Origin of the sequence: Amycolatopsis sp. NPDC058340 (assembly GCF_042723975.1) — a bacterium.
GTDB lineage: Bacteria > Actinomycetota > Actinomycetes > Mycobacteriales > Pseudonocardiaceae > Amycolatopsis.
Genome location: NZ_JBHXIB010000008.1, coordinates 140141 through 151540, shown reverse-complemented (window position 1 = coordinate 151540; position 11400 = coordinate 140141). Strand labels below are relative to the sequence as shown.

Genomic DNA, 11400 nt, shown 5'->3' with positions numbered 1-11400 from the left:
CGGGTCCCCGCCCCGCCACCGGTACCCCCGGGGCTACCCCCCCCTGCCCTGGTTTGTCGAAAGGAGGTTTAAAACCGTCCTTGCCACTCACGAGTCGGTAAGACCCCCCGCCGGGGGTTGCTCTAACGCACCCAACGTAGCACGCTCGACTGTGAGTCCGATCACGGTCGCTCCGGGGTCGGTCCGTGACAACCGAATGACCGGCCGCTCCCGAACGACCCCGGACCAGCGCGGGGTTTCTCTTGCTTTTGGAGGCCTGATGCGCATCACCGTCACCGTCGACGGCACCAGCTACACAGACGACGTCGAGCCCCGCACCCTCCTCGTGCATCATCTGCGCGAACGGCTCGGGAAGGTAGGCACCGTGGTCGGTTGCGACACCAGCAACTGCGGTGCCTGCACCGTCCACCTCGACGGGCACAGCGTGAAATCCTGTTCGGTGCTCGCGGTCCAGGCCGACGGCTGCGAGGTCACCACGATCGAGGGACTCGCCCGCGACGGCGAACTGCATCCGGTGCAGAAGGCCTTCCACGAGAATCACGCGCTCCAGTGCGGGTTCTGCACTCCCGGCATGATCATGCAGTCGATCGACCTGCTCGCCGACAATCCCGATCCGGACGAGAAGGCGGTCCGCGAAGGACTCGAAGGCAACTTGTGCCGGTGCACGGGTTACCAGAACATCGTCCGCGCGGTACGCGACGCCGCCCACGAGATGCGGCCCGGCGCCGGTCCCGAGGCCGAGCGGCTCGCCTCGGACACCGCCTCCCGTGTCGGCGCGGGTGGTGAGTGATGACCTCCACGATCGAACCGGAGGTGGGCAAGTCCCGTCGCCGCAAGGAGGACGAGCGCCTCATCACCGGCAGGACCCGCTGGACCGACAACCTGACCCTGCCCGGCATGCTGCATCTCGCGGTGCTCCGCAGCCCGTTCGCGCACGCCAAGATCGTCTCGATCGACGTCACCGAGGCGAAATCCGCGCCGGGGGTGGTCGCGGTCTTCACCGGGAAGGACCTCGACCCCGAGGGCGCCATCGGCATGCCGTGCGCGTGGCCGATCACGCCGGACATGAAGTCGCCGCGGCGGCCCATCCTCGCCTCGGACACGGTGAACTTCGCCGGTGAGGGGGTCGCGGTGGTCGTCGCCCGCACGTCGGCCGAAGCGCACGACGCGCTCGAAGCGATCGACGTCGACTACGACGAGCTGCCGGTCGTCCTCGGCCTGGAGAACGCGCTCGCCGAGGGCGCGCCGCTGGTGCACGAGGATCTCGGCACCAACCAGAACGCGGTCTGGGTCTTCGACTCGGCCGACGCGGGAACGGGTTCCAGCGTCGAAGACGCGATCTCGAATTCCGAGGTCGTGCTCAAACGGCGGTTCCGCCAGCAGCGGCTGGTGCCCGCCTTCATGGAACCGCGGGCGTGCGTCGTCGACCCGACGGGCAACCAGCTGGTCATGTGGTCGGCCACCCAGGTCCCTCACATCCTCAAGACGATGACCGCGGCCACGCTCGGCCTGCCCGAGCACAAGGTCCGGGTGATCGCGCCGGACGTCGGCGGCGGATTCGGCGGCAAGATCGCCGTGCTGCCGGAAGAGATGATGGCGACGCTCATCGCGCAGCGGCTCGGCAAACCGGTGAAGTGGAACGAGTCCCGTTCGGAGACGATGGTCGCCGCGCACCACGGCCGCGACCAGATCCAGGACCTCACCATCACCGCGAACCGCGACGGCACGGTGACCGGCCTCAAGGTCGAACTGCTCGCCGACATGGGCGCGTATCTCGGCCTCGTCGGCCCCGGCGTGCCGATCCTCGGCGCGTTCATGTTCAACGCGATCTACAAGTTCCCGGCGTACCACTTCGCCTGCACCAACGTGTTCACCAACACCACGCTCACCGACGCCTATCGCGGCGCCGGGCGGCCGGAGGCCACGTTCGGGATCGAGCGGATGATGGACGAACTCGCCGTCGAGCTGGGCATGGACCCGATGGAGATCCGCGAGAAGAACTGGATCAAGCACGAGGAGTTCCCGTTCACCACGGTGGCCGGGCTGACCTACGACTCGGGCAACTACGAGGCCGCCACCGCCAAGGCCAAGGAGCTCTTCGACTACGACGGCCTTCGCCGCGAGCAGAAGGAACGGCGGGAATCGGGCGATCCGGTGCAGCTCGGCATCGGCATCTCGACGTTCACCGAGATGTGCGGTCTCGCGCCGTCGCGGGTGCTCGGCTCGCTGGACTACGCGGCGGGCGGCTGGGAGCACGCGGAGATCCGGGTGCTGCCCACCGGCAAGATCGAGGTCATCACCGGCGCCTCCGCGCACGGACAGGGCCACGAAACGGCGTGGAGCCAGATCGTCGCCGACAAACTCGGCGTCCCGTTCGAGGACATCGAGGTGATCCACGGCGACACCCAGTCCTCGCACAAGGGCATGGACACCTACGGCTCCCGGTCGCTGGTGGTCGGCGGGATCGCGGTGGTCAAGGCGGCGGACAAGGTGCTCGCCAAGGCCAAGCCGATCGCGGCGCATCTGATGGAATGTTCCGAGGACGACCTCGAATTCTCGGCGGGCAAGTTCTCGGTCAAGGGCACGGATTCCTCGACGTCCATCCAGGACATCGCGTGGGCCGTGTTCTCGGCGCACAACCTGCCGGACGGTGTCGAGCCCTCGCTGGACTCGTCGGACACGTTCGATCCGGAGAACTTCTCCTTCCCGCACGGCACGCATCTCTGCGCGGCCGAGGTCGACACGGAGACCGGGCGCGTACGGTTGCGCTCCTACGTCTGCGTCGACGACGTCGGTGTCGCAGTCAATCCGCTGATCGTCGAAGGCCAGGTGCACGGCGGGCTCGCGCAGGGCATCGCGCAGGCGCTGTTCGAAGAGGCCGTCCACGACGAAGGCGGCACCCTGACCACCGGGACGTTCGCCGACTACCTGCTCCCGTCGGCGGCGGACCTGCCCAGTTTCACCACCGACCGCACCGAGACCCCGTCGACGACGAACCCGTTGGGCGCCAAGGGAGTCGGGGAGGCGGGCACGATCGCCTCGACCCCGGCGGTGGTCAACGCCGTTGTCGACGCCGTCCGGCATTTCGGGGTGAACGACATCGAAATGCCGTTGACCCCGATGCGGGTCTGGCACGCCATCCAGCACGGGTCGGCCGCCGCGGGCGGGCTGGGCTCGGAAGCCGGTGGCGGTCTCGGTTCGATCGACGCCACCGGAGGTGCCCAGTGATCCCGGCCCCGTTCGAGTACGTCGCTCCGTCCACAGTGGACGAAGCGATCAGTGCGCTCGCCGAGGCGGGCGAGGACGCCAAGGTGCTGGCCGGTGGGCAAAGCCTGCTGCCGGTGCTGCGGATGCGGCTCGCCACCCCGACCACGCTCGTCGACCTCGGGAAGGTCACCGAGCTGCGCGGTGTCCGCGAAGACGGCGACGCCCTGGTGATCGGCTCGATGACCACGCACTACGACGTCCAGCGGGATGCCATGGTCGCCGAGCACGCCGCGTTGCTCAAGGCCGCCACCGACACGGTGGCCGATCCGCAGATCCGCCATCGCGGCACGTTCGGCGGCGCCATCGCGCACGCCGATCCCGCCGGTGACCTGCTCGCGCCCGTGCTCGCGCTCGGCTGCGAACTCGTCGTCGCCGGGCCGGGCGGGCGGCGGACGGTGGCCGCGGCGGACTTCTTCCAGGACATGTTCACCACCGCGCTCGCCGCGGACGAACTCCTCGTCGAGGTCCGGGTGCCGAAGCACACCGGCTGGCACGCCCACTACGAGAAGTTCAACCGGGTCGCGCAGGCGTGGTCGATGGTCGCGGTCGCGGCCTGCGTCCGCACCGAGGCGGGCACCATCGAGGAGGCGCGGGTCGCGCTCACCAACATGGGCTCGACGCCGGTGCGGGCGGCCGGGGTCGAGGAGGCGCTGGTCGGCTGCGCGGCCACCGCCGAGGCGATCCGCGGCGCCGCCGAACGCGCGGCCGAGGGCACGAACCCCACGGCCGACGGCAACTCCGACGTCGAATACCGGCAGCACCTCGCGCGGGTGCTGACCGGCCGGGCGGTCCTCGCCGCCGCGGGCTCCTAGACAGAAGGGAGGTCGGCCCGTGCGGCTCGACCACGAATTCACCGTTCCCGCCCCGGTCGGCGAGGTCTGGAAGGCCGTCGTCGACCCGGAACGGGTGGCGCCGTGCATGCCGGGCGCCACCGTCACCGAAGTCGACGGGGACGCCTTCAAAGGCACGGTGAAGGTCAAGCTCGGGCCGATCTCCCTGCTCTACAAGGGAACCGGCCATTTCGTCGAGAAGGACGCCGAGGCCAAGAAGGTGGTGATCAAGGCCGCCGGCAAGGACGCCCGAGGGGCGGGCACGGCCTCGGCGACGGTGACGCTCACCCTGACCGAGAAGGACGGCGTCACCCATGGCGCCGTCGCCACCGACCTCGCGGTCACCGGTAAGCCGGCGCAGTTCGGGCGGGGCATGATCTCCGAGGTCGGCGGCAAGATCCTCGACTCGTTCGCGGAGTGCCTCTCCGGCAAACTCGGCACTCCTGAGGCTGAGAAGCCCCAGGAACGCCCGCCGTTGCAAGCGGTCAAGCCGGTGACGGAGGGCGAAGCCATCGACCTGATGGAGTACGCGGGCGAATCCGTGGTGAAACGGGTGGCTCCGGTGCTGGTGGTGCTCGCCGGGGTGCTCCTCGTCGTCGCCATCGTGCGGGCTGTGACGCATCGCGCGAAATAGCCGGGGCCCGCCACCGTTGAACCCGGTATGAAGGCGGATCACGAAGTCGACGTGGCGGTGATCGGGGCGGGCCAGGCGGGTCTGTCGGCGGCGTATCACCTGCGCCGCGCGGGATTCGCCAACGAGGCGGGTTTCGTCGTGCTCGACCACGGCAAACGGCCCGGCGGTGCGTGGCAGTACCGGTGGCCCTCGCTGATCGTGGAGAGGGTGCACGGTTTCTACGACCTCCCCGGGATGGCCTTCGGCACCCCGGATCCGAAGCTGCCCGCCGCCGACGTCGTCTCCGACTACTTCGGCCGCTTCGAACGTACCTACGACCTCCCGGTCCATCGTCCGGTCGATGTCTTGTCGGTGAGCGCCGACGAAGATCGGCTGATCGTGGCAAGCGCGGCCGAAACGTGGGCCGCGCGGGCGGTGATCAGCGCGACCGGTACCTGGGACCGGCCGTTCTGGCCGCACTATCCCGGGCAGGAGACCTTCCGCGGCCGTCAGCTGCACACCGCCGACTACACCGGCGTCGATGACTTCCGCGGGAAGCGGGTCGTCGTGGTCGGCGGTGGTTCGTCGGCCGTCCAGCTGCTGCTGGAGATCGCGCCGTTCGCGCGCTCGACCCGCTGGGTGACCCGGCGGCCGCCGGTGTGGCGCGAAGAGCCCTTCAGCGAGGACTGGGGTCGTGAGGCCGTCGCGAAGGTCGACCGTCGCGTCCGCCAGGGCCTGCCGCCGGAGAGCGTCGTCAGCGTGACCGATCTGGCCGTGACTCCCGAAGTACGTGCCGGGCTGGACGCGGGTGTCCTCGACCGCCACCCGATGTTCCACCGGATCACGCCGGACGGCGTGGAGTGGGCCGACGGCACCTTCGAGCCCGCCGACGTCATCCTGTGGGCCACCGGGTTCCGCGCCGCGATCGACCATCTCGCGCCGCTGCGCCTGCGTGCCGCCGGGGGCGGGATCCGGATGGACGGCACCCGCGTCGTCGCCGAGCCGCGGCTGCACCTGGTCGGCTACGGCCCGTCCGCCAGCACCGTCGGCGCGAACCGGGCGGGCCGCGCGGCCGTCACCGAGATCCGGCGCCTGCTCGGACGCTGAGGCGGTCGAGGATCGCGGCCAGCCCGGCGGGCCGCCGGAAGAATCCGGCGTGGCTGCTTTCGAGGTCGTGGACGTCGAACGGATTGTCCGGCGTGAGCGCGTCGCCCCCGGCGATGTAGAGGTCCTGCGCGGCGAGCGGCATCGACCGGTCTTCGGTCAGCCGGACGAACGTGCGCGGGATCAGCCCCCAGGAGTCCTTGCCCGCGCGGACGTCCCACTCCTGCCCGGTCAGCCAGAACACCTCGTCCGGCTGGCTCGTGACGACGACCTGGAGGAACTCCTCCTCGGTGAGTTCGCCGGAGATCGCCTTCCGCAGCGCGTCGCGCTGGGCCCGGTCGGCGCCACGCCAGTTGACCCGGACGAAGCCCTGTCGCGACGGGTCGCCGACGAGAAGCGGGGCAGTCGCGGGGAAGAGCGCTGACGACGACCACGCGGGCAGCGCCGGGTATTCGCCGGGCGCCCGGTCCACCGGGCACTGGGCGGCGATGTAGACGACCCGGTCGATCAGTTCGGGGATCGCGTTGGCCGCGGCGGTCACCGGGAGCCCGCCGAAACTGTGCGCGACGAGGAAGACGGGGCCGTGGTGACGCACCCGCTCGACCGCCTCGACGACCGGCCGGACGAAGTCGTCCGCGGTCAGGCCGCTCATCACCGACGGCTCGGCCGCGAAGGTTTCGAGGTCCTGTTCGTGATACGCCCTGGTGAATCCCGCGCCCCTGCCGGGGAGATCGACCGCGAGCGTCCGATACCCGCGCAATGCCATTTCCCGCTGAGTGGGCGTCCAGCCGTGTGCCGAACTTCCCGAACCGTGCACGAAGACGAAAGTCGGAATCATGCGTTCGATTGTGGCGGAATCGAGTGCGCGAAGAGAGCGGTCGCCCCAAAGGGAGGCAAAGAAGGGACGGCCGTGCGTTCTCGTTCATCGGCCGGTATCTCGCGAAGACCGCGTCACTCCTGTGGCAAGGGAAATGAAAAATCACGGAATTCGCACTGGGGGATGAGCATGCCACCGATCGACAGCCTCGCACCGCCGCATCGCGTCCGTTCCGGAACCTGCCTCACGGATCTGCTCGGGCACTGGTCGGATACGCGGCCGGAGGCGGTCGCCGTCGTCGACGGCGACCGGGAAATGACCTTTCGCGAACTCGAAGAAACGAGCATGGGACTCGCCGCGTATCTCGCGGATCTGGGAATAGGCGTGGACGACACCGTCGGCCTGCACGTCGAGCCCTCCGCGGACCTGATGGTCGGCGTGTGGGGCATTCTCGCCTCCGGCGCCGCTTATCTGCCGTTGTCCCCGGAATATCCGGAAGACCGGCTGCGGTACATGCTCGAAGACAGCGGTACCGGAGTCGTCGTCACGCAGCCGCGTCTCGCCGGACGCCTGGCCGGTCTGGTGCCCGCCGGGACACGGATCGTCTCGGTGACCGACGTCGGCAGCGCGACCGAGGCGCCGCGCGGCCCGCGGCCGGACTCGCTCGCGTACGTCATCTACACCTCCGGCAGCACCGGGAAACCGAAGGGCGTGATGATCGAGCAGCACAGTGTCGTGTCGCAGCTGCGCTGGCTCCAGGCCTGCGGTCACCTGGACCCGGACGTCACGGTGCTGCAGAAGACGCCGATGAGCTTCGACGCCGCGCAGTGGGAGATCCTCGCGCCCGCCGCCGGCGCCCGCGTGGTGATGAGCGCGCCCGGGAGTTTCCGGGATCCCGAAGCCCTGATCGACACGGTGCTGAAGCACGGCGTCACGACCTTGCAATGCGTCCCGACGCTGCTGCAGGCGTTGCTCGACACCGAGCGCTTCGCGACCTGCACCACACTGCGGAAGCTGTTCTCCGGAGGCGAGGCGCTCTCCCGGCGGCTGGCCAAGGACCTCGCCCGGGAGCTGCCGTCGGCACGGCTGATCAACCTGTACGGGCCGACCGAGTGCACGATCAACGCGACCGCCCACGTCGTCGACCCGGACACGATCGACGAGAGCGCCGGAACGGTCCCGATCGGCGTTCCGGTCGACAACACCCAGTGCTTCGTGCTCGACGCCGCCATGTCCCCGGTCGACATCGGGGAGACGGGCGAGCTGTACATCGGCGGGGTACAGCTCGCGAGGGGCTATCTGAACCGGCCGGAGCAGACGGCCGAGAAGTTCGTGCCGAACCCGTTCGTGCCGACCGGGCGGCTGTACCGCACCGGAGACCTCGTCCAGTGGAACCCGGACGGCACCCTCCAGTTCGCCGGCCGCGCCGACAACCAGGTCAAACTGCGCGGCTACCGGGTCGAGCTGGACGAGATCGCGGTGGCGATCGAGGAGCACACGTGGGTGCGCAGGGCCGCCGCGGTGGTGACCGACGACGCGCGGACCGGCTCGAAGGCGCTCGTCGCCTGCGTGGAGCTGAATCCGCGCGAAGCCGCGGTGATGGATCAGGGCAACCACGGCGGGCACCACCAGTCGAAGGCCAGCAAGCTGCAGGTCAAGGCGCAGCTGTCCAATCCCGGTGTCCGTGACCTCGCCGGCCGCCCGGCCGTCGCGTTGCCGGGCAAGCGGGAAACCGGTCTTCAGCGGCGGGAAGTCTTCGCCCGCAAGACGTATCGCCATTACGAGGGCGGCGAGGTCACCCGTGACGACCTTGCGGCGCTCCTGACACCGGGGCCGGTTCGCACCGGTTCGCGCGAACCCGGTGAGCTCGCGTTCTCCGAACTGGGTGAGCTGTTGCGGTGGTTCGGCCGGTTCCGCAGCGACGAGCGGCTGCTGCCGAAGTACGCGTACGCCTCGCCGGGCGCGCTGTACGCGACGCAGTTGTACCTCGAGACCAGCGGTCTCGACGGTCTCGGCGCCGGGCTGTACTACCACCACCCCCTCGACCACACGCTGGTCCGGGTCGGCGCGAACATCGCCGACGGGCACTCGGTGCACTTCATCGGCCGCACCGGCGCCATCGAACCGGTCTACAAGAACAACATCCGCGAGGTCCTCGAGTTCGAGACGGGCCATATGGTGGGGGTGTTCGAGGAGGTCCTGCCCGGATACGGCCTCGCGATCAGCCCGGCGGCGTCCGATCCCGCGGTCGCCGCGCGGGCCGGTGCCGCCGCCGGAGACCACTACCTCGGCACGTTCTCCTTGCACGCCAACGACGGTGCGCGCCGGTGGGACGACATCGAACTGTTCGTGCAGGCCCATCCGGGGAGGGTCGAGGGCCTGCCCGCCGGTACCTACCGCTGGCGCGGCGGGGAGTTCGAACGGATCTCCGGCGACATCGTCGAGGCCAAGCACGTGATCGCGATCAACCAGCAGGTGTACGGCCGCGCGGCCTTCGGTATCACCGCGGTGAGCCGCACCGCCGACGAGCGGCTGGCGTACATCGGCCTCGGCGTGAAGCTGCATCACTTGCAGCGCAACGATTCGGGGTTCGGTTTCATGTCGTCGGGCTACAGTTCGAAGAGCGGCCACCCGCTGCCCGCGGCCCGGCGGATCGACGACATCCTCACCGGGCGGGGGATCGCCCCGGGGCCGTCGTACTTCTTCGTCGGCGGCAAGGTGAGCCCGGAGCAGGTACTCAGCGAGGGCATGCACGAAGACTCCGTGCACATGAAGGGCCCGGCGGAGATCATCCGTGACGAACTCGCGAGCACTCTGCCCGGCTACATGATCCCGAACCGGGTGCTGGTGCTGGACGCGTTGCCGTTGACCGCCAACGGAAAGGTCGACGCGCACGCGCTGGCGGAGACCGACGTCGTCCGCTCCGCGAGCGGGGGCGCGCCGTACATCGCTCCTTCGACGAGCCACGAGCGGTGGCTGGCCGGGGTGTGGGGCAAGGCGCTGAACTACGACGACGTCTCGGCCCGCGACGACTTCTTCGCCGCGGGCGGGAACTCGCTGACCGCGGTCTCGCTGGTGAACCGGATCAATCGCGAGTACGGCACCCGGTTGCCGCTGCAGGTCGTCTTCGAATGCCCGAAGCTGGCCGACCTGGCCGCCCGCATCGGCGAGGACTCCGCCGAGCCGTCGTCACGGCTGGTCCCCTTGGCGGACGGCGGTGGTCACCCGGTGTTCTGCTGGCCCGGCCTCGGTGGCTACCCGATGAACCTGCGGTCGCTGGCTTCGGAGAGCGGCCTGGGGCGGCCGTTCTACGGTGTGCAGGCCCACGGGATCAACGACGGCGAGACGCCGTACGCCACCGTCGAGGAGATGGCGAAGGCCGACGTCGCCGAGATCCGGCGCGTCCAGCCGGAGGGGCCGTACACCCTGTGGGGCTACTCGTTCGGCGCGCGGGTCGCCTTCGAAACGGCGTGGCAGCTGGAACAGCAGGGGCAGCGGGTGGCCGATCTGCTGCTGATCTGCCCGGGCAATCCCGAGGTCGAGGGCGGCGGGGAGCGGATGGCGAGTTATGCGAACCCGGCGTACCTGACGATCCTGCTGTCGGTCTTCCTCGGGACGATCTCCGGGCCGGAAACGGTGGCCTGCCGGGAAACCGTTCGCGACGAAGACGGCTTCGTGGCCTTCGTGGCGAAGCTGCTGCCCACGCTCGGCGAGCCGCTGATCCGGCGGATCGTCCGGATCGTCGAGGAGACCTACGAGTTCGACTACACCTTCCGAGAACTCGCACGGCGGCGGATCGCGGCCCGGGTGACGCTGTTCAAGGCCGACGGCGACGACTACTCGTTCGTCGAGAACAGCTCCGGGTACTCGGCCGCGCCTCCGGAGGTGGTCACGCTCGAAGGCGATCACTACAGCGTCCTCAAGGAGAACGGGGTCGCCGAACTGGTTTCGGCGATCCGTGCCCGGCTGAGCTAAGGAGAAGCGCCAGTGCCCGACTCCCTCGGTCCCCGCCTCAAGGTCGGCGTCGTCGTCCCATCCACCAACACCGCGGCGCAGCCGGAACTGGAGGCGCTGCGCCCCGACGGCGTCACCAACCACACCGGCCGGATGGTGATCGACGACGACCCGATGGTCGACGAACCCGGGTTCGCGCACGTCATGCACGGGATCCGGCGATCGACGGGGCCGGCGATCCGCGGTGTCGTCGGCTGCGACCCCGGCTGCGTGATCATCGCGGTCTCCCCGGAAAGCCATTGGGAGGGAACGGAGGCGCACGGCCGCGTCCTCCGCGCGATGCGGGAGGCCGCGGGCGGCCGTCCGGTGACGATGAGCCCGGACGCGATCAACGCCGCCCTCGCGGCGCACGGCGTCCGCCGGATCGCGGTCGTCACGCCGTACCTGCCGGTCGGCGACGATCCGGTGCGCCGCTTCTTCGGCGACAACGGTTACGACCTGCTGCGCCTCCACGGCCTCGGCATGCCCAGCCCGGCCAAGATCTCCCACGTCACCGAGACCGCGCTCCGCGACGCGGTCAAGGAGGTCGACCACGCCGACGTCGAAGCCATCGTGCAGGTCGGCACCAACGTCGCCATGGCGCGGCTCGCGGCGGCCGCCGAGTTCTGGCTCGGCAAACCGGTCCTCTCCAACAACGTCGTCCTGTACTGGCACGCACTGCGGCAGAACGGTGTCGCCGACCGCGTGCGCGGCTTCGGCTCCCTGCTGGCGGAGCACTGACCGATATTTGACTGATCGTTACAGAACATGGGATG

Annotated in this window: 8 protein-coding genes; 7 read left to right on the top strand and 1 reads right to left on the bottom strand. The window is 69.6% G+C overall.

Features of this window, described 5'->3' with window-relative positions:
- Window positions 1–259 precede the first annotated feature (259 nt).
- Genes ACFWIW_RS13305 through ACFWIW_RS13285 form a run of 5 tightly spaced genes read left to right on the top strand, consistent with a single transcriptional unit; the run spans window position 260 to window position 5817 of the window.
- A complete protein-coding gene (locus ACFWIW_RS13305) occupies window positions 260–790 on the top strand; it encodes a (2Fe-2S)-binding protein (protein ID WP_016336316.1) in 531 nt (176 codons plus the stop codon).
- Window positions 790–3228 carry a xanthine dehydrogenase family protein molybdopterin-binding subunit gene (locus tag ACFWIW_RS13300; protein ID WP_378368663.1) on the top strand — a complete coding sequence of 813 codons (2439 nt, stop codon included), beginning with the start codon at window positions 790–792 and terminating at the stop codon, window positions 3226–3228. The genes ACFWIW_RS13305 and ACFWIW_RS13300 overlap by 1 nt, the downstream gene beginning before the upstream one ends.
- A complete protein-coding gene (locus ACFWIW_RS13295) occupies window positions 3225–4079 on the top strand; it encodes an FAD binding domain-containing protein (RefSeq protein ID WP_378368662.1) in 855 nt (284 codons plus the stop codon). The genes ACFWIW_RS13300 and ACFWIW_RS13295 overlap by 4 nt, the downstream gene beginning before the upstream one ends.
- A gap of 19 nt (window positions 4080–4098) precedes the next feature.
- Entirely contained in the window at window positions 4099–4731 is a 633-nt protein-coding gene (locus ACFWIW_RS13290) for an SRPBCC family protein (RefSeq protein WP_378368661.1), read from the top strand.
- A 27-nt stretch (window positions 4732–4758) separates the two neighbouring features.
- Window positions 4759–5817 carry an NAD(P)-binding domain-containing protein gene (locus tag ACFWIW_RS13285; protein WP_378368660.1) on the top strand — a complete coding sequence of 353 codons (1059 nt, stop codon included), beginning with the start codon at window positions 4759–4761 and terminating at the stop codon, window positions 5815–5817.
- Here the strand turns inward: ACFWIW_RS13285 and ACFWIW_RS13280 are convergent.
- Window positions 5786–6652: an alpha/beta hydrolase gene (locus ACFWIW_RS13280; RefSeq protein WP_378368659.1), complete on the bottom strand. Its 867-nt coding sequence runs from the start codon at window positions 6650–6652 to the stop codon at window positions 5786–5788. The two genes, ACFWIW_RS13285 and ACFWIW_RS13280, sit on opposite strands and share 32 nt — an antisense overlap.
- Window positions 6653–6820: 168 nt before the next feature.
- On the opposite strand from ACFWIW_RS13280, the gene ACFWIW_RS13275 reads away from it, so the two are divergent.
- Together ACFWIW_RS13275 and ACFWIW_RS13270 are read left to right on the top strand one after the other, a co-directional pair.
- Window positions 6821–10606: an amino acid adenylation domain-containing protein gene (locus tag ACFWIW_RS13275; RefSeq protein WP_378368658.1), complete on the top strand. Its 3786-nt coding sequence runs from the start codon at window positions 6821–6823 to the stop codon at window positions 10604–10606.
- Between the two features lie 12 nt (window positions 10607–10618).
- Complete coding sequence (locus tag ACFWIW_RS13270; RefSeq protein WP_378368657.1) at window positions 10619–11365, top strand: arylmalonate decarboxylase; 747 nt, start codon at window positions 10619–10621, stop codon at window positions 11363–11365.
- Window positions 11366–11400 lie beyond the last annotated feature (35 nt).

Bases quoted from the DNA above. Each gene is read 5' to 3' on its own strand.
- ACFWIW_RS13305 (WP_016336316.1), top strand. From the start codon at position 260: ATGCGCATCACCGTCACCGTCGACGGCACCAGCTACACAGACGACGTC.
- ACFWIW_RS13300 (WP_378368663.1), top strand. From the start codon at position 790: ATGACCTCCACGATCGAACCGGAGGTGGGCAAGTCCCGTCGCCGCAAG.
- ACFWIW_RS13285 (WP_378368660.1), top strand. From the start codon at position 4,759: ATGAAGGCGGATCACGAAGTCGACGTGGCGGTGATCGGGGCGGGCCAG.
- ACFWIW_RS13280 (WP_378368659.1), bottom strand. From the start codon at position 6,652: ATGATTCCGACTTTCGTCTTCGTGCACGGTTCGGGAAGTTCGGCACAC.
- ACFWIW_RS13275 (WP_378368658.1), top strand. From the start codon at position 6,821: ATGCCACCGATCGACAGCCTCGCACCGCCGCATCGCGTCCGTTCCGGA.